This is a genomic window from Deltaproteobacteria bacterium (assembly GCA_030654105.1).
Lineage (GTDB): Bacteria > Desulfobacterota > SM23-61 > SM23-61 > SM23-61 > JAHJQK01.
The window spans coordinates 17,059-32,997 of sequence record JAURYC010000154.1 but is presented as its reverse complement, the minus strand read 5'-3'; the positions used below and the strand labels follow the sequence as shown (position 1 = coordinate 32,997).

General features: G+C 52.3%; 13 protein-coding genes, 1 tRNA gene and 1 other RNA gene. 6 read left to right on the top strand and 9 right to left on the bottom strand.

Features of this window, described 5'->3' with window-relative positions; translation table 11 throughout:
• From Q7V48_06430 to Q7V48_06405, 6 genes are all read left to right on the top strand, one after another.
• On the top strand, positions 1-1,404 hold a 1,404-nt coding region (locus tag Q7V48_06430), incomplete at its 5' end, for a molybdopterin-dependent oxidoreductase (protein MDO9210371.1).
• A 31-nt stretch (positions 1,405-1,435) separates the two neighbouring features.
• A complete protein-coding gene (locus Q7V48_06425) occupies positions 1,436-1,993 on the top strand; it encodes a NapC/NirT family cytochrome c (GenBank protein MDO9210370.1) in 558 nt (185 codons plus the stop codon).
• A 272-nt stretch (positions 1,994-2,265) separates the two neighbouring features.
• Positions 2,266-3,327 carry an AAA family ATPase gene (locus Q7V48_06420; protein ID MDO9210369.1) on the top strand — a complete coding sequence of 354 codons (1,062 nt, stop codon included), beginning with the start codon at positions 2,266-2,268 and terminating at the stop codon, positions 3,325-3,327.
• Between the two features lie 232 nt (positions 3,328-3,559).
• Complete coding sequence (locus Q7V48_06415; GenBank protein MDO9210368.1) at positions 3,560-4,369, top strand: hypothetical protein; 810 nt, start codon at positions 3,560-3,562, stop codon at positions 4,367-4,369.
• Between the two features lie 77 nt (positions 4,370-4,446).
• Positions 4,447-4,608: a hypothetical protein gene (locus Q7V48_06410; protein ID MDO9210367.1), complete on the top strand. Its 162-nt coding sequence runs from the start codon at positions 4,447-4,449 to the stop codon at positions 4,606-4,608.
• 28 nt (positions 4,609-4,636) lie between these two features.
• Positions 4,637-6,082 (top strand): aspartate aminotransferase family protein, encoded by a 1,446-nt coding sequence (locus tag Q7V48_06405; protein MDO9210366.1) that lies wholly within the window; start codon positions 4,637-4,639, stop codon positions 6,080-6,082.
• A gap of 90 nt (positions 6,083-6,172) precedes the next feature.
• On the opposite strand, the gene Q7V48_06400 is transcribed toward Q7V48_06405, so the two are convergent.
• From Q7V48_06400 to Q7V48_06360, 9 genes are all read right to left on the bottom strand, one after another.
• Positions 6,173-6,964 (bottom strand): aldolase/citrate lyase family protein, encoded by a 792-nt coding sequence (locus Q7V48_06400; protein ID MDO9210365.1) that lies wholly within the window; start codon positions 6,962-6,964, stop codon positions 6,173-6,175.
• Between the two features lie 66 nt (positions 6,965-7,030).
• Complete coding sequence (locus Q7V48_06395; protein MDO9210364.1) at positions 7,031-7,555, bottom strand: DapH/DapD/GlmU-related protein; 525 nt, start codon at positions 7,553-7,555, stop codon at positions 7,031-7,033.
• Positions 7,556-7,600: 45 nt separating this feature from the next.
• Positions 7,601-7,963, bottom strand: an RNA gene (rnpB, locus tag Q7V48_06390) — RNase P RNA component class A.
• 142 nt (positions 7,964-8,105) lie between these two features.
• On the bottom strand, positions 8,106-8,759 hold the full coding sequence (locus tag Q7V48_06385; GenBank protein ID MDO9210363.1) for a ribonuclease HI family protein: 654 nt from the start codon (positions 8,757-8,759) through the stop codon (positions 8,106-8,108).
• Positions 8,756-9,484, bottom strand: coding sequence for a C4-type zinc ribbon domain-containing protein (locus tag Q7V48_06380; protein ID MDO9210362.1), 729 nt, complete (start codon positions 9,482-9,484; stop codon positions 8,756-8,758). The genes Q7V48_06385 and Q7V48_06380 overlap by 4 nt, the downstream gene beginning before the upstream one ends.
• 122 nt (positions 9,485-9,606) lie before the next feature.
• Positions 9,607-9,682 (bottom strand) — tRNA-Ile (locus Q7V48_06375).
• 149 nt (positions 9,683-9,831) lie between these two features.
• Positions 9,832-11,595 (bottom strand): RNA polymerase sigma factor RpoD, encoded by a 1,764-nt coding sequence (gene rpoD / locus Q7V48_06370; protein ID MDO9210361.1) that lies wholly within the window; start codon positions 11,593-11,595, stop codon positions 9,832-9,834.
• A gap of 23 nt (positions 11,596-11,618) precedes the next feature.
• Complete coding sequence (dnaG, locus tag Q7V48_06365) at positions 11,619-13,481, bottom strand: DNA primase (GenBank protein ID MDO9210360.1); 1,863 nt, start codon at positions 13,479-13,481, stop codon at positions 11,619-11,621.
• Positions 13,482-13,484: 3 nt separating this feature from the next.
• Positions 13,485-15,824 carry an endonuclease MutS2 gene (locus tag Q7V48_06360; protein MDO9210359.1) on the bottom strand — a complete coding sequence of 780 codons (2,340 nt, stop codon included), beginning with the start codon at positions 15,822-15,824 and terminating at the stop codon, positions 13,485-13,487.
• Positions 15,825-15,939 lie beyond the last annotated feature (115 nt).

Sequence of the window (15,939 nt, the reverse complement as noted above, 5' to 3'; positions counted from 1 at the left end):
CTGCAGCAGGGTCTCTATGATAAAGAGTTTCTTGCTCGCTGGACGAATTACCCCCTGCCCAAGCTCCTGGAACACCTCGGGCAATACACCCCCGAGCAGGCGGAAAAGGTCAGCGGGGTCAAAGCCGCCGACATTCGGCGCTTAGCCACGGAATTCACTCAGGCCAAGCCGGCAGTTGCCTTAACAGGGAGGGGGGTAAGCGGCCACCAAAACGGCGTTTTCAACGAGAGGTGCATTGCCCTCCTCAACGCCATTGTGGGTAACATCGATGCCCCGGGCGGCTGTTGCCTGCCCCGGACCATGGATCTGAGCGAGCCAAAAGGGAAGAATGCTTTTTCTTCTTCCCCCCAGGCCTTCGCTGCCCTGAAAGAAGGAAAGGCCAAGGTTGAAGTTTACTTTGCTTATATGGCCAACCCGGCCTATGCCAACCCGAACCCGGCAGAAATTCTGCCAATCCTCAAGGATGAAAAACGCCTTCCCTTCATTGTGGTGGCCGACACCCACCTAACTGAAACCGGAACCGTCGCGGACCTCCTTCTGCCCATGGCTTCTTACTTGGAAAGCTGGAATTTAGAATCCCGGCCGGCCATGGACCTTATTCCCTTCGTTAGCATCCGGCAGCCCATGGTTCCTCCTTTGGGCAAATCCCAATCCATCGGTAAAACTTTCATCGAGCTGGCCAAGCGGATTGGCGGCGGTTTACCGCAGGCCTTCCCTTACCCGAGTTGCGAGGATTTTATCGGAAAAGCAGCCGCCCGCATTGAGGGGCTTGCTAAGGCCGGAGGGTTCGAGCTCCTGAAAAAAGAAGGGGTATGGTTTGATCCCGCAGCAAAACCAGTATATCGCTCCTACGAAAAGAAGGGCTTTTCCACGCCTTCGGGAAAATTCGAAATCTTCTCCAAAAAGCTTCAGGAAAAAGGGCTGCCTGCTCTTCCGGCCTATGTTCCGATCCAGACCCATCAGGGAATCAAAGAGGACGAATTGATCCTGACCGTGAACCGGGCTAACGTCATGACTTTGCGATTGGCCAATGCCAAATGGCTGGTCGAAATTCTGCATGACAACCCCCTATGGATCAATCCCGGGACAGGGCGAGCCCGAGGGCTGCGCGACGGGGACCGCGTTAAAATATCCTCCCCCGCCGGGAGTCTAACGGTCCGGGTGCGTTTCTCCCAGGGTATCCATCCGCGCGTGGTAACCTTGACCGAAGGCTTAGGGCATTGGGCATTGGGGCGATTCGCCAGGGCCAAGAAGGAAAAAAGCAGCGACTTCGATACAGGGTTACTTTGGTGGGAAAAGCAGGGGAACGGAGTCAATCCCAGCGAGTTAATCGCGGCCGATTTCGACCCGGTCGCTGGCGGGATCGCCTGGAATGATACCCGGGTGACTTTAACGAAAATCTGAACCAAAGAGAGCCTGATGGGAATCCAGAGGAATGGTCATGAAAATTCCGGCATTACCTAAATTATCCAGACGAGCCTGGGTATTGGTCATTGCGATCATTCTGGTTTTAGCTGCCATCCCGGCTTTGGGGTTGGTCCGATTTACCACGACCCATCCGTTTTTCTGTTTGAGCTGCCATCAAAATCAGGAACCTATGGCCAGGTGGCTTCCTTCCCGCGTCCACCCGGCATCGGTAACCTGCACGGATTGCCACACAACGTCGGGAGGGATCATCCCCAGTAAGTTTTCCGCCAGTGATGATCTGATGAACAATAACTGTCTGCGCTGTCACGCCACCATTCCCCGAGGGGAGCAAACTGACCTGGCCAGCGTTCGGATCGTAAAAATCTCCCATAAGCTCCATGCCGAGAAAAAAGTTCTATGTATCGATTGCCATCGCAATATCGGGCACGATTCCTTTAACCCGCGGACCAACCGGCCGCAGATGGAGACTTGTTATCATTGTCACCAAGCCCATCCCCGCACTCAGGCTTGTGATAAATGCCACCCGATCAACCTGGTATATTCCCCAAAAGAAAAAACTCCCTGATCGGTTGGGCCCAGTCCCGCGAGGAGCCGGATTGGGCCACACCCTTTTCTCCCTTTGCTTTTCCTAACGACCCATTCCCCAATCTCCAATCTAAAATCTGCAATCTACAATCTGCAATCTGCAATCTGCAATCTGAATTTACTTCCTTCTTCCCTTTTGCTATTATAAAAAAGCAATTACCGCAGAGGCCGCTGAGAATGCATATTCTCTGCGCTCTCTGCGTTCTCTGCGGTGAATGAAGTGCATCACGGATTCCCTTCCGGAGGTTTTCCATGCGTTCGATCTTCATAGGGTCCACCGGTGGCGAGCCGGGCCAGACGCTGGCCACTTGGGCCTTGGCCGTCAAATTAAAAGCCAAAGGTGTCCAGGTAGGATTCTTCAAACCTTATGGACTTCTGCCGGAGCTGGGGCCCTCTGCGGAAGGGAGTTTTTGCGACTCCGATGCCACCCTCCTTAAAGAGGTCTTGGACCTCGCAGAGCCGGCGGAGGCCCTTTGTCCGGTGGTGCTTACGGAAAATTTAATTGCCGAAGTTTCCGGCAGCCACGAAGATCGATTGATCGAAAAGATCGAGAAGGCTTTCCAGGAGACTTCCCGCGGGAAAGACGTGGTCTTGATCATGGGAGCGAAAGAGATCTTCTTCGGCGGTGGACTTTCCAGGCTTTCCGACAGCCTCCTGGTCAAATTATTCAATGCCTCCGTGCTTTTAGTGGATCGCTACCAGCGGGACAACCTGACCCTTTACTCCCTGCTCTCGCTGAACTCCTTTCTCGATGGCCGGGTGAAAACCGCTATCCTCAATCATGTTGCTCTGGACAAAATGGACCATGTCAAGACCAAGGTAATCCCTTTCCTCCAGGGCAAAGGGTTGAAGTCGGTAGCGGCCATACCCGAGAGCCCCATCTTGGCAGCTTTGACGGTATTCACCATCGCTGATTTGATCGACGGCCAGATTCTCTGCTGTTCAGAGTTTGGCGGCAATTTAATTAAGACTTTCACCATTGGGTCTAAATACCTGGAGGGTCCCCTGGCGATTTTCAAACAGGTCTATAACAAGATCATCTTGGTCGGTCTGGAAGAGAAGGGTGCAGGGAAAAATTTGGTTGGAGGAATCATCCTCACCGGAGGGAAAAGCCCAGGCGATCTGGTCTTGCGGGTAGCCCAGGAACGGTCGATCCCTTTAATCCTGATCCGGTCAGATACTTTTCAGACCATGGAACGGCTGGAAAAAGCCAAACCCTCCTTAGGTGTAAAGGATGAATTTAAAGTTCGCCAGTTCCTCGAGCTGATGGATCAAGCGACAGATTCAGACCAGTGGGTGGAAGCTTTGCTTTAATTTTTTCGGGACGCAGATGAACGCAGATTTTTTGAATTAAAAATATGACGAATACAAACCCATGAAATAAACTGTCATGGCGAGGATTCCGCCTTTGGCTCACTCCTTCGCAATAAAGATAGGAAAATATTAAATGACTTGGCATTCATTCAAACTTCTGGCTCTTGAATTCTCTTAGCATAGAATCTTTTTCTGCGGGTATCTGCGAAAATCTGCGTTCCAATTAACTTATATGCCCTGGATTCACCGCATCAATCAGATGTCTCCCAGCGAGAAAGAGGGCCTCTACCGGCTGCTCATTCCTCCTTCTCTTTTTAAACGTTTTCAGGTTAATCCGTTGACCTTCTCCGACTATGAAGGCAACCGCCTGGTTCGCTTCTACTGCCCGGAAAGGGAAGAAACGGTGATGGTAGAAATGAAACGAAAGGGCGACGATCCAGATCCCGTCTACTCCATCCAGGTCTCGGATGCGGTGGACTTCAGCCAGGTCAACTGGGACTTTCTGGTGGTCAACGATCCCGACGGTGAGCGGTTCAACATCGACAGCGATGCCCAGGGGCGGGACACGCTCTGGGGGCGTGCCTCCCGTAATCTACCCGAAGAGGAACGGGCCCTGCAAGCCGGATTGGCTCCTGGCCAGACTCGCAAAGGGTTGGGGTTAACCCGGGAAGTGATTGCCGGTCTCGAATACTTTGCCAAAGTCCTGGACATTAAAACCATCAGCCTGGAGGCCCTTTTTTACCACAACGCCATCGTTTATGAGCGCTGCGGTTTCACCTACTTTGAGGGATTTAAGCGTATGCAGCGCATCCATCAGACTTTCCAATCGGGCGGCCAACTCTTGCAAAAACTCGACGCCTCAAATCCCTTCCGGCAGCCCGGCTTCGCAAGAACCATCCGCGGACGTTCCTGGGCCATCCATGATGGGGTGATCAGCGAGATCGATGACGACATTCTGGATGAAGGCTGGGCTTCCCCCAAGATGTACCTGATGGTCGGCCGGCCGCGCCCGGTTTGCACTTTCCCCGACGCCGTTTATTGAAATCCTCAACCAGGAAAAGTTTCTCCGCCCCATGTTCCCCAAAATTCTTTTTGCTTGTCTTCCTTCCTTTCTGGGGAATGACCTTTTCCGTATGGATCATGGCCACGGATATTGCGGTCAATCTCTCCGTCGCTTGGTATTATGATTGGCCAACGGGGGTATTCGCGGATGGAAGATTAGGTCTGCAGATCGCCTTTGGATTATTTGTTTTTTTTACCGTGCCGCACAGGTCTCCCTAATCCTCGTATGCTCAAGAGACGCCTTTTTATGATTATCAAGGTCAATAAATACATTGACAGGAAGGGAAATGAATTGTTACAAAAGGAAAAAAGGGAAGAGTTTATCAAGGGTAATGAAAGGACGACGAAAATGGCCTCGAAGACTGTAGAAGACGCACTGACTTACCTTTTTCTACACAACACCGTTAAAAAGGACATGCAGGAAGGAAGAGTCCTCGTCATTGTGCGCGGGGAAGGAAATTATATCTTTGATGAAGACGGAAATCGTTACCTGGACTTGATGGCGGGGAATACCCGGCCCAACGCCATTGGTTACGGCCGGGAGGAAGTCGCCAAAGCCATGTATGAACAAGCCAAGAAAATGCATTATTACACTCCGGCATTTTACATCACCACTCCTGCGGTCGAATTGGCCAAAAAGCTGGCCTCCATTTATCCTGGCGAGTTGATGACCACCTGCTTTGTTTGCGACGGGTCAGAGGCTGTCGAAACCGCTTTTAAAATCGCCAAGCAATATCATTATTTTGCGAACAAACAAAAACGTTTTAAGATCATCTCCCGCCAGAACGCCTACCACGGCCAGACCATGGGCGCTTTAAGCGCCTTAGGCTTTTTAAATCCCATGCGCAACGTCATGGCTCCTTTAGTCCCGGGACATGCTTTTTTGATTCCTCCTTACTGTTATCGATGCCCCTTGAACCTTACTTATCCTGCCTGCGACTTGGCCTGCGCCGATGCCCTTGATTCTTTGATCCAATTCGAGGGGCCTGACTTGGTTGCCGCTTTCATCGCCGAGACCGTGATGCAGGGGGTCGGAGCTCTTCCGCCACCGGAGGGTTATTTCGACCGCATCCAGCAGATCTGCGCCAAATACGGAGTTCTGTTAATTATCGATGAAGTCATCGTCGGCTTCGGGCGGACGGGTAAAATGTTTGCGTCTGAGCATTACAACATTAAACCGGACATCATGACCATGGCCAAGCAGCTGACGGGCGGTTATGCTCCCCTGGGCGCCGCCGCTACAACCCGTAAGATTGCCGAGGCCATCCCGACTTTTTTACACTTACACACCTATGGGAACCACCCGGTATGCTGCGCTGCCGCCTTGGCGAACCTCGAAATTATCGAGCGCGAAAACCTGGTAGCCAACGCCGCTGCCATGGGAAAGGTTTTTCTGGAAGGATTGAAAGAACTGCAAAAACACCCCATTGCCGGCGAAGCTCGGGGATTGGGGTTATGGTGCGCCCTTGAAATCGTCCAGGATAAGAAGAAACGAATCCCCTTCCCTCCCCAAGAAAATATCATATCCGAACTCACCCTGGCCGGAAGGGCCCATGGGGTAATCGTCAAGGGAATGGGGAATAATGCTCTGGAATTCGCTCCCCCCCTGACCCTCACCCGGAAAGAAGTTGAGGAAGGGCTGAAAGCCATCGATCAATCCCTGGATGAAGTAGAAAAGAAGCTGGGATATTAAAAATCCGGATCATCGTTCCTTGGTCATCCCTAAAATTAAGATTGAGTAGGCTATGACCTGGACCTGTTCCGAGCGAAAGGGAAAAAGCTCTTAAACTTTCTGATTGATGAATTGGCGCAGCTGGGCGGTAGAGGACTTCCCGGCATCGACGAGCATGCGGATATCGTTTTGAAAGGTGAAGAAACGCATCCCCTTGGCCAGCCATTCTTGCGCCTGGTCGAATTCCGTCAAGTGGATGCCCGGAGCAACCCCAAATTTTTGGCAGGCGGCGATGATCCGCTCGTAGGCTTCGGCCATTTGAGGGTGCTTCAATTGGCCCACGATGCCCAAGGAAAGAGATAGGTCATGAGGTCCGATCATCACGGCATCCACCCCCGGGATGGAGACGAGTTTTTCGATATTCTCGATCGCTTTCTTGGTTTCCGGTTGAATGACAATCAGAGTATTGGCATTCGCCCACTCTACGTATTCCTTTTGTGTGGCGCGACGATGGGCGAGATGGATGTTGCTCAGGGAAAGGCCGCGCTGCCCAAGGGGGGCATAAAGACAGCTATCTAAAATAAGGCGAATCTCTTCGGGGGTCTCCACATGAGGGCAAATTACCCCCATGGCCCCTACGTCCAAAGCTCGCGCAAGATAGGGATACGTAGCAACGGTCACGCGGACGAGAGGTACAATTTCTTCGGTACGGGCCAGCGAAAAAATATCCGCCAGGGACCCATAATCGAAAAAACTATGCTCCGTGTCCATAATGAGATAATCCCAGCCCGAGACGGCGAATATCTGGGCGATCTGAGGTGAACGGAAGCTGGAGACCATACTGCCGATGCAAACCTGGCCTGCCTTAAGAGCTTTCTTGACGCGGTTTTCTTTCAACTCCATCAGATTTCCTCCTTAAAAAATTTTTTCCTGCAGGTCCAAATAGAAAAAGATTGGGGAATAATAAAATTATCCGATCATTTTAAGGGTTGCTTTATACCGACGGGGAAGGGTTTGGTAGAGCTTGGTGCCAAATACTTTGGCTTTGTTCATCTCCGGGGGAACATCGCCGACGATCTTGCCGGGAACGCCGAGCACCAACTTTCCTGCGGGAATGATTTGATTGGCCGTAATTACACAGCCTGACCCGATGATGCAATTGTCACCAATTTCCACTCCCTCGTGCAGGATGGCTCCCATGCCCACCAGGACATTCTCCTTGATTTTCGAGCCGTGGACGATGGCTCCATGGCCGATGTGACTGTCCTGCCCCAGCCGGGCGGTCTGTTCGGGATAGGTATGGATGACACAATTCTCCTGGATATTGGAACCGTCGCCAACTTCAACGTACCCAAAGTCACCCCGCAAAACAGCCCCTGGGCCGATGTAACAATTTTCCCCGATCGTCACACCACCGATGAGGACAGCAGCTGGATGCACAAAAGAAGTTTCTCCGATCTTGGGCCTTTTCCCTTCGAATTCGTAGATGGACATTGGGTGCAGTTCCTTTCTGAAAGGTTTTAGGGAAGGGGGGAAAAAAGCGGAAGCGGGTCTGTAAGCCGAGTTCTGTCTCCCCAGAAGCGATCTGGGGAGGGTGATCATTCCTCTGGCCCCGGCATTGCTGTCGGGATCTAGCGACCTACCCGGGAGCATCGAGCGGGCCACCCTCAAACGCTCCCCTATTTGGTCTTGCTCCAGGTGGGGTTTGCCCTGCCACCCCTGTCACCAGGGGTGCGGTGAGCTCTTACCTCGCCTTTTCACCCTTACCCCGCGAAACGCGGGGCGGTATGTTCTCTGTGGCACTTTCCCTGGGGTCGCCCCCGGTCGCTGTTAGCGACCACCTTGCCCTGTGGAGCCCGGACTTTCCTCCCGCTTTAAGCGAGCGATCACCCGACCCCCTTCCGCACTTAGCCATACAGGGTCCGAGGAATCGAGGGTTGAAGGATTCAAGTGAATATCGGATAAATCCAGTAAAGCTCTTAAGCATTTCACTTGACCCCTTGATCACGCTATCAGCGTGACTGGACCCCTTGGACCCTCTATTTTATTCCGTCGTTCCCGTGACTCTCTGATCAATGGCCTCGTTGGCCAACTGATCAGCCCGGCGGTTCTCTTCCCTCGGTATATTATGAATACTATATTTAGAAAAACGATTCAAGGCCTCTGTGGCTTGTCGATGCAGGGGCTTGAGGTGGACCTCGCGCACCCTGTATTCTCCCCGCAGCTGCCGGACTACCAACTCTGAATCCAGGTACACTATGACACTGGCAGCTCCCAGGTGCCAAGCTTTTTCCAGGGCGAAAATAACAGCCTGGTATTCCGCCACATTGTTGGTGGCCATCCCCAGAAAACGCTTTAACTCCTTGACGGTCCGCCCTTGTGTATCTGCAATCACGGCCCCGATCCCCGCTTCGCCTGGATTGCCGCGGGAGGCCCCATCGGCATGAATAAAAAATTCTAAGTTTCCTTCTTGGGGAGGTAGGGAGTGAGGCGTTTCTGTGCTCTCCTCTATCCGTTGGGCGCTTTTAAGCAGGAGGTCTTGCAAATCTTTTGTTTTTAATAAAGGAAAGCGTTTTAAAGTTTTAGCCACGCTCAGAGTCTGAGCCAGGTAGCGAAGGATCTTTTCTTCAGAAGGGGGAGAGCTTTCTCGCTCTTCCTGGAAGAAAGGGAGGGAAGCAGAGGATTTTTCCGCGCTCACGTTCCTTTGGCCTTATCCAACCCATTTGCCCAGAAAAGGATGCGGCTGCAGTTGGGACACAGAATGAGAGCATCCTGCTTTTGCAACTCGATATGAAGTTGGGGACGCAGGTTCATATGGCAGGCCTGGCACACGCCATTTTGCACTTTGGTAATGGCGATCCCCTGCCGTTTTTCTAATAGCCGGCGGTACTTATTCAGGAGATCCGAGGGGATCTTCTTCTCTCTCTCCTGCCGCTCACGAACCTTGCCGGCCATTTCTTGGTCAAAAGAAGCAGCCTTCTTTTGCAGTTCGTTGATCTGCTTCTGAAACTCTTTTCGCTTGGCCTCCAGGTTTTTCTCTCTTTTACTCAGGTTTTTCTGCACCTCTTCGATGCGTTCCAAAATTCCCAGGATCTCTTCTTCTCTTTGCCGGTTAAGCTTTTTGGCGTTCTCAATTTCCTTTAAAACCGCTTGGTATTCCTTGTTGGTCTTGATCTCAAAAACCCGCGCCTCGGCTTTTTTTACACGGTCGACTTCCTCTTCCAGATCCTTTTCCTTTTGTCGGCGTCCCTTCTGGAGTTTCTCCATTTCGGTGCGTTGCGAAAGAACTTCGACTTCCTCCTTCTTGAATTCCTGTTCCAGCGTTGCTATGCGCTGGGGAATTTCTCCTCTTTCCCGCTCCATCTCCTGGATCTTCAAGTCGACGATCTGCAGAGCGGCCAGCCTTTCCAAATGCGCACGCAATTTATTTCCTCCCGAAAAAAAAGTGCATCCGGAAAGGTGCACTTTTTAATTTAAGCCCCGTTTGGAGTGCAAGAGGCCTTTGTTCCTAAGATTTTGTTATCTTCTACAATCATTGAAAACCTTGGTGGGCCCACCTGGGTTCGAACCAGGGACCTTCCGGTTATGAGCCGGTGGCTCTTCCAGCTGAGCTATGGGCCCATTATTAATTTTAAAATACCTGTTTTGGGACCCCTTGTCAAGGACCCGATAAATAGTTCAGAGTTAGGCGTTTAAAGTTTCTTTTTAATCCGAACTCGTCACCCCGAACTCTGTTTCCCGAATTCCGAACTAATTACTCCGAGCTGTTTTCACCCGTCCACGAATGACCGAAGCTTTTTCGAACGTGAGGGGTGGCGAAGTTTCCGTAGAGCCTTAGCTTCAATCTGCCGGATGCGTTCGCGCGTTACGTCGAAATTCTGTCCGACTTCCTCGAGGGTATGATCGGCTTTCTCATCGATGCCAAACCGCATCTTTAAAACCTTCTCCTCGCGGGGGGTTAACGTAGCCAGGACCTTCCGGGTCTGCTCCGAAAGGTTCAGGTGGACTACGGCCTCTGAGGGAGAGACGACCTTTTTATCCTCGATGAAGTCCCCCAGGTAGCTGTCTTCTTCTTCTCCGATGGGGGTGTCCAAAGAAATGGGTTCCTTGGCGATCTTTAATACTTTGCGCACCTTGTCCAGGGAAAAGTCCATGCGCTCGGCGATCTCCTCCGGCGTGGGCTCCCGGCCGATCTCCTGGACCAGGTAACGGGAAGTGCGGATCAGCTTATTGATGGTCTCGATCATATGCACCGGGATCCGAATCGTGCGCGCCTGGTCCGCAATGGCCCGGGTGATGGACTGGCGGATCCACCAAGTCGCATACGTGCTGAACTTGTACCCCCGCTGATATTCAAATTTGTCCACCGCTTTCATCAACCCGATATTCCCTTCTTGGATGAGGTCGAGAAATTGCAGGCCGCGGTTGGTATATTTTTTAGCAATGGAGACCACCAGGCGGAGATTGGCCTTGATCAATCCATTCTTGGCCAGTTCGGCTTTGGTCTCTCCGCTTTTCACGGCTTGTAGGGTGCGCTTCAGTTCTTCCACCGGGAGGTTAGACTCTGATTCTACCCGGCGGATTTTCCGCTGCGCGTTCTTGACCATCCGTTCGTATTCCTCCAGATCATCTTTCTTCAGGCCCGTTTTGCGGAGGGTTTTACGGAATTCTTCCGGGGTTTTTTTCATCGCCCGCAAAAGCCGCTGGAGTTGCTCGAGGGACATACGCGTTCGCCTCTGGACACGATTCTGGCATTCCAGAATCTCGGCCTCGGCCTTTTCCACCCGCTCCGCCAAGTCCTTGAGTTTCTGAACGATCTTGTCGATATGCTTGGTTTTGAGATTGATGTCCTTGAGCAGCGAGACGATCTTTTCTTTATTGGTCTGCCGGCGCTTTTCTTGTTGCATCTGGAAAGAAACCGTAATTTTGCTTTTCCCCAGCCTCTCCCGAATCTGGCGATTGCGTTCATCCCGCTTTTTAATCTGGTCGATTAACGAGAGAACCCTCTGAACGTTAAACTCCTCTTCCAGAAAATATTCTTCTTCCTCCAAGTCCTGGGCCAACTCCTTCGTTTTCACTTTCTTGGAACGCAGTCGTTCCCCAAACTGGATGATCTCCTTGATGGTTAACGGAGAATCCAGGACGGCATTGATGACTTCCTTCTCCCCAGCCTCGATGCGCTTGGCGATCTCCACTTCCCCTTCCCGGGTGAGCAGAGAAACTGACCCCATCTCCCGCAGGTACATGTAAACCGGATCGATTGCTTTCCCCAGTCCCTCAGCTTCTAAATTCACTTCTTCTTCGACCGGAAGGCGCTCGACTTCCTCCCGCTGCTTGCCTACCTTCACCTTATGGGCAACATCGACCACCTCAATGTCCATCTCTCCGAACATCATCATCAGATCATCGATCTGATCCGAGGATACGATGTCCGAAGGGAGAAGGTCATTGACCTCATCATAGGTCAAGAATCCCTTCTCTTTCCCCAAGCTGATTAGCTGCTTGACTTTCTCCATCTCTCCTTCTTTGGCCATAAAAATTCCACCTCTTCTTTGGCTTATGAATCGGCGTTGGGCTGGAATCTACCAGCGGCATCATCGATCCATTTTTTTTGCTCTAGGAGGAGCCGCTGCTTCCGTTTGAGCAGTTCCTTTAACCCGGAGGCACTCGCAAGGCCTTCTTTTCCCTGCTGGCTCCGGTGCCGAATTTCCTCGTCCACTTGCTGGATCTCCTGCCGAACCCGGGAAAGTTTCACTTGCTTGAGGCAGTCCCTGAGCATCCGGTCGGCATCGATCACGCTTTCCTCTGTAAGAAGTAGCTCAGAAGTTAAATCTTTTAATTCTTCATCCTCTACTTGGGTGAAGAATTCTTGAACATCCATCTTATGCTTGGTTTCCCAGAAGCGCATGATTTCCCGGGCTAATTTCTTATACCGGGGGTCGGAGAAAGCGTCCTTGCCCATGGCTTCCTCGACCGCTGGAATCACTTGACTGTGCAGGAGCATGAGCTGTAAAAGGACCCTTTCATAAGCCGGTCCCCGGGATATCCCCTGGGTTTTTTCCCCGGCTTCGGCCGCAGGAGCCTGTTTTCTCCCCAGTTGGGCGCGGATCTGGGATTCTTTCAACCCCAGTCGGCTGGCCACTCGCTCCAAGTACAAGGTCTGTTCCAGGGGGTCCTTCAGGCGATTTAAGGCCGGAAGGAGCTCCCGGACGGCTCGAACTTTCCCTTCTACTGTCCCTGTGGGGTGTCTGCGCAAAGTCTGCTCCAATAAGTAATCTATGAGGGGAAGGGCTTTGGTCAGAACCTGTTCAAATCCTTCCTTCTTTTCCTGGCGGACGAAGCTATCCGGATCAAAGCCGGTGGGCAGAGAGGCTACCCTGACCGCAATTCCTTCCTGTAAGAAAAGTTCCAAACTTCGCTGGGTGGCCTTTTGGCCGCTCTCGTCCGCATCAAAAATCAGAACGGCCTCTCGGGTATATCGCCCCAACAAGCTCAGTTGGGCGGAGGTCAAAGCCGTTCCCAAAGAAGCCACTACGTTCCGGATCCCCTCCCGGTTCAGGGAGAGAAGATCCATATACCCTTCCACGATCAATGCCGATCCCTGCTCCCGGATAGGGCCTAAAGCCATGTTCAAGCCATAAAGGGTCTGCCCCTTACTGTAAACGGGGGACTCCGGCGAATTCATATATTTGGGAGAAGCCTGACTGCCACTAGCCGCAACATCATCGATAATCCTTCCCCCAAAACCGCAGACCGTGCCGCCCACATTGATTATGGGGAAAATCACCCTCCGGCGAAAACGGTCATAAAAACCAGATTTCTCGCCCGGATTTCTCCCTTCTTTCCGCGGGAGAATCAATCCCAGTCTTTCGGCCAGATTCAGGGGAACCCCTTTATTCTGGAGAAAATAAAATAGGGAATCCCAGGAAGAAGGTGCAAAGCCTAATCGATGGTCATGGATAACTTCTTTCGAGATCCCTCTTTGGGCCAAGTATCTTCTACCTTCTTCGCCCTCTTTTTGGGCAATCAGCAAGCGGTGGTAGTATTCTGCGGCGATCTCATTGATCTCGAATAACTGGGCCTTCAGGCTCCTGCGTGCTTTCTCGGCTTCAGATAATTCCCGGCTGGGGAGGGTTATTCCGTATTTTTTGGCTAATTCCTTTACAGCTTCGGGGAAGCTCAAGCTATTGGCCCGCATCAGGAAATTGAAGACATTCCCCCCCGCACCGCATCCAAAGCAATGAAAGATTCCTTTCTCTTCATTCACCGTGAAGGAAGGTGTTCTTTCCGAATGAAAGGGACAGAGCCCCAGGTAATTTTTCCCGGCCTTCTTCAGGGACACAAAATCGGAAATGACCTCTAAGATATTGGCCCGCTCCCGAATCTCAATAATTTTTCCCTCGGGAATGAAGTCCTTCATCCTTCAGTTCTGTCCTAACCCTTTTTTACCCGACCGCCGATTGGCTCTACCGATTGCCGGGGTGGGGCCGATTTCTACAACCGTCACTCCGTCTCCCCCCCGGCCCGGACTGCCGGGCAGGAATGCTTTCACAAAAATATGGTTTCTTAAGTGCTCCCGGATGGCCTGGCGAAGCCGCCCTGAACCTGCTCCGTGGATCACCTCCAATTCCTTGAGGCCTGCTAAAAACGCTTCGTCGATGGCTTTGTCCACCGTGGGAAGAGCCTCCTCCACGCGCAGGCCAATGACGTTCAATTCCCGGGCAGCGCAGGGGATTTGATAGTGAATAAAGCCAGGATGCTTTGGGGGTTTTTCTTTCTTTTTTTCTCCTGACTTCTTTACACGGCCCCCTTTTAGTTGGCTCAAAGCGTCTACTTCTCCCGAAAGGTCCGAGCGTTGCCCATTTCTTCCCTTATCTTGGCCCGCTCCACCCTCTGGACTTTCCGGCAATCTCCACCGGTTGATCTTTTGCTCTTCGGCCCTGATTGCCTGCTCCAGATGGTGGACATCGGTACGACCCTTGGCTTTGAACTCGTTGATCAGCCCCCTGAGGTCTTCTTTGGCTTGCCGGACCAAGGTTTGGGCTTCTTCGCGGGCCCTGGTAAGACTACTTTCTATCTCCTTTTCGGTCTGATGCCGGAAAGCTTCGGCCTTTATCCGAGCAGCCTCCGCCTCCTGCTGCAGGCGATCCCATTCCTGTCGCTTTGTTTCCATCTCTCTCTGGGTCTGTTCCAAACTCTGGAGCAGCTCCATCACCTGGCGATCTCCTTCGCCAAGATAATCTTTCGCTTTTTTGACCAACTCGGGAGGGAAGCCCCATTTTTCTGCCATGGGAAGAGCATAACTCTCACCCGGGCGGCCATAGATCAGCCGGTAAGTAGGGCGGAGCGTCCCGGCGTCAAACTCCACCGAAACATTCATCAAGTCGGGGTGGCGCGCGCCGTAGGCTTTAAGCAAATGGAGATGCGTGGTGACCACGGTTTTCGCTCCCCGCTCGCGCAGCGTATCGATTAAAGCCATGGTTAACGCTGCCCCCTCACCTGGATCTGTCCCTCCCCCCACTTCGTCTAAAAGGATGAGGGAAGATTTATCCGCCGCCTTAACGATCCTGGCGGCTGTTTGTACCCAAGCTGAAAAAGTACTCAAGTTATCCTGCAGGCTTTGTTCGTCGCCAATATCCGCAAAGATATTGCGAAATACAGCCACTTCACTTCCCTCGGCTGCAGGAATGGGGATTCCACATTGAGCCATTAGGGTCAAGAGTCCCAGAGTCTTCAGGGCTACGGTTTTCCCTCCTGTATTGGCGCCGGTGATCACGAGAGTACTCTTGCCGTTATCCAGATGGAGATCGATGGGCACAACTGCTTGGGGTTCAATCAGGGGGTGGCGGGCGTTGGGTAAGCGCCAATAACCCTGCTCGTTGAGCAAAGGAATCGTTCCTTTCATGGCTCGGGCATATTTGGCCTTGGCCATAACCAGGTCCAGGCGGCCAAGAATTTCTACAGCTCGGATGACCTCGCCCCCTTGCTCCCGGACTAAGGTTGTCAGTCGGAGGAGAACGCGTCGTTCTTCTTCCCTTTCATCTTTTACGAGCAAATTCAATTCATTGTTTTCCTCTACAGTAGAAAAAGGTTCGATGAAATAGGTGGCCCGGGATTGGGACTGATCGTGAATAATTCCCGGCAGGATGTTTTTAAACTCTGATTTTACGGCAACTACATAGCGTTCATTGCGTAGGGTGACGATTTGATCTTGGAAGATCTTGCGGAGATTTTCCTGTTCCCATAGCGCTGCTAAGGCGTTGCGGATCCGGCTACGAATCCGGGAGATCTCTTTGCGGAGGCGCCGGAGTTCTGGGCTAGCGGAATCTAGTATTTCCCCCCGGGGGCCAAGGGCGGATTGCAGGTCCGCATACAGGTTCTTGAATTCAGGGATTTCCTCCATCCATTGCTGCAATCGGGGATGATGAACACGGGTGTTGCCCAGGAATTGTTTAACCCTGCCAGCGGCACCCAGAGTACTCCTCAGGGGAAGGAATTCTCCGGGAAGGAGGCAGGATCCCTCAGGGTGAATTCTCTGTAACAGGGGCCGCACTTCATGGACCCCTTCCATAGGGATGTCGCCTTCTTCTTGCAGAAGGGCGGAAGCTTCCGCCGCCTGCCGCAGGAGGGTCTCAACCTCGCCTCTTTCCCTGGACGGGCCCAGAGTGAGGCAGAGGTTTTGCCCTACCTCCGACGAAGCATAATCCTTTAATTTTTGCACGAACCGATGAAATTCTAAAACGCGGAGCGCACGCTCCTCCATGAACTTGCCTCAGGCTTCCGGCGCAAATCCTCCCCTGGCCTTCTCGACCTTAATGAGATGGACCCGAGGTTGATTTCCCATTGCAGTGGGGTCCAGAGTAAACGGCGAAAGATGA